The organism is bacterium (assembly GCA_030654305.1).
Taxonomy (GTDB): Bacteria; Krumholzibacteriota; Krumholzibacteriia; order LZORAL124-64-63; family LZORAL124-64-63; genus PNOJ01.
Genome location: JAURXS010000468.1, coordinates 1 through 2162, shown reverse-complemented (window position 1 = coordinate 2162; position 2162 = coordinate 1). Strand labels below are relative to the sequence as shown.

The 2162-nt window shown below is 71.3% G+C and carries 3 protein-coding genes; 1 reads left to right on the top strand and 2 read right to left on the bottom strand.

The genetic code is table 11. The annotated features are described in order from the left end of the window. The coding region (locus Q7W29_13440; protein ID MDO9172825.1) for a hypothetical protein at positions 1-500 on the top strand (500 nt) is incomplete at its 5' end. Between the two features lie 20 nt (positions 501-520). Here Q7W29_13440 and Q7W29_13435 read toward each other — a convergent pair. Together Q7W29_13435 and Q7W29_13430 are read right to left on the bottom strand one after the other, a co-directional pair. Then, on the bottom strand, positions 521-1321 hold the full coding sequence (locus Q7W29_13435; GenBank protein ID MDO9172824.1) for an A24 family peptidase: 801 nt from the start codon (positions 1319-1321) through the stop codon (positions 521-523). Position 1322: 1 nt separating this feature from the next. Then, positions 1323-2162: PilT/PilU family type 4a pilus ATPase (locus Q7W29_13430; GenBank protein ID MDO9172823.1), on the bottom strand; the 840-nt coding region annotated here is incomplete at its 5' end.

Here is a 2162-nt window from a genome sequence, read left to right as displayed (position 1 = left end):
CCTCGCTCTCCGACGCCTTCAACCTGAGCGTCGGCACCCTGTTCCCCGTCTCGTCCGAGGTCCTGATGATCTCCCTGGGCGGCAAGCTGCGCCTGGCCGACCGTGAGACGCAACCGGTCGGCCTGGCGCTCACGGGCAGCTACACGCGGCTGGATGAGGTCAAGTTCGGGGCGGTGGGGATGGTGGCGGGCATCGGGGATCGGCGCCGGAGCCTGAACCTCGCCGTCAACCAGACCTTCGACGACGACGGCGACACCGAGCTCGTCTTCATCATCGGCGGCGACTTCCAGAGCTCGCGGCGCGGCAAGCTCTTCGTCGAGTACCTGAGTTCCGCGTCGCTGCTCGCGGACGAGGGCGACGACCTCGAAGGCTTCATCAACCTCGGCATGCGACTGTTCGGCGACAGCCACTCGTTCTCCCTGAGCGGGTTCCGGCCGTTGACCGGCGACGGCGGCAGCTTCGTCGCGTTCCCGATGCTCATGTACAGCAACCACTGGTAGGGGGCCGCCCCGGCGGCGGCCTAGAGTCCGAGGTACCAGGTCCAGGCGGCGCGGCCCCAGAAGACGACGACGGCGGCGGCCGGGGCCAGGAAGACGCCGTAGGGCAGGGCGGTGAGCCGCCCGGCGCTCCCGCGCGCGGTCAGCGCGATCCCGACGGCGGCGCCGACCAGGGAGCCCAGCAGGAAGGTCAGCAGCACGCCCTGCCAGCCCAGCCAGGCGCCGAGCATGGCGGCCAGCTTGACGTCGCCGCCCCCGAGGCCGTCCAGGCCCCGCCAGCGCCGGTAGCCCTGGCGCACCCCCTCCAGGACCAGCCAGCCGCCGGCGGCGCCCAGCAGGGCGTCGAGGCGCGTCGTGCCGAGCAGGGGGCACAGCAGCAGGCCCACGACCACGCCCGGCAGGGTGACGACATCCAGGATCAGGCGGTGGTCGAGGTCGATCCGGAAGACGACGATCATGGCCAGCAGCAGCAGCAAGACGGCGCCCGCGGCCGCCGGGGTGGGGGAGGCCAGCAGCGCGGCGACGGCGGCCAGGCCGCCGGCCAGCTCCGTCAGCGGGTAGCGCGGGTCGATGGGCGCGGCGCAGTCGCGGCAGCGTCCGCGCAGCAGCAGCCAGCTCAGCAGCGGCAGGTTGTCGCGGGGGCGCACGGCGTGGCCGCAGGCGGGGCAGCGGGAGCCCGGCCAGGCCACCGATTCGCCCCGGGGCAGCCGCCAGGCCACCACGTTCAGGAAGCTGCCGAACAGCAGGCCCAGCAGCAGGGCGCCGGCGAGCAGGAGGCCCGCCGGCAGTCCCGAGGCCGAAGCCATGTACGGCAGGGCGCCCACGTCAGCCCGTCACGATCTGGCGCGCCTTCTCGGGGTCGATGAAGCGCGGCAGGACCGTGGCCGCGTCGACCAGGCCCTCGCGGTAGAGGCGCAGCAGGGAGTCGTCCAGCAGGCACATCCCCTCGGACGAGCCGCTGGAGATGACGTTGTTGATCATGTGGACCTTGCCCTCGCGGATCTGGTTGGCCACCGGGCTGGTGACGAACAGCACCTCGCGGGCGGCGACGCGGCCCAGGCCGTCGCGCTTGCGCAGCAGCACCTGGGAGATCACGCAGCGCAGCGTCAGGGCCAGCCGCGTGCGCACCTCCTCCTGGTCCTGGATCGGGAAGACGTCGATGATGCGGTTGATGGTCTTGGCCGCGGACTGCGTGGCCAGGGTGCTGATCACGACGTTGCCCGTCTCGGCCGCGGTCAGGGCGATCTCGATCGTGGCGCGGTCGCGCATCTCGCCGACGAAGATCACGTGCGCCATCTGGCGCAGGGCCGCGCGCAGGCCGGCGGTGTAGTCGTGGACGTCGGTGCCCACCTCGCGCTGGTCGATCACGCAGTGCTTGCTCTTCATGCGGAACTCGATCGGGTCCTCGATGGTCACGATGTGCTTGGCGTATCCCTCCACGGTGTTCATGTACTCGAGGATGCTCGCCAGGGTCGTGGACTTGCCGGAGCCGGTGGGTCCCGTGACCAGGATCAGCCCGTTCGGGATGTTGATCATCCGTTTGACCAGGCTCTCCTGCAGGCCGATCGTCGAGAAGCGCGGGATCTCCAGGGGCACGTGGCGCAGCACGGCCGACACCGACCCGCGCTGCTGGAACACGTTGGCCCGGAAGCGCGCGCAGTCGAA